Origin of the sequence: Lysinibacillus sp. GbtcB16, from assembly GCF_019091145.1 — a bacterium.
Lineage (GTDB): Bacteria > Bacillota > Bacilli > Bacillales_A > Planococcaceae > Lysinibacillus > Lysinibacillus fusiformis.
On record NZ_JAGXJV010000873.1, the window covers coordinates 1 to 236 of the forward strand.

The 236-nt window shown below is 44.1% G+C and carries 1 protein-coding gene; it reads left to right on the forward strand.

Annotation, left to right across the window (positions count from 1 at the left end):
* A partial coding sequence (locus KVT27_RS26165) for a transketolase C-terminal domain-containing protein (RefSeq protein ID WP_483307994.1) occupies positions 1 to 221 on the forward strand: 221 nt, incomplete at its 5' end.
* Positions 222 to 236: the final 15 nt, after the last annotated feature.

The following is a 236-nucleotide window of genomic DNA, read 5'->3' on the forward strand; positions in this document are numbered from 1 at the left end:
CACTATTATTCTTTGAACATAAACGTCCTTATCCATTAATTAAGGCTCAGCTACCGCTACACCATTACACGTTACCAATCGGCAAGCCTGATGTCAAGCCTGAACGGGATGATGTGACCGTCATTACCTATGGTTTAGCTGTACACTTTGAGCTGCAAGCGGAAGAGCGTCTGGCTGCTGATGGAATTACTGCGTATATACTTGTCCTCCGCACAGTTTAACCACTTTATAAGAAC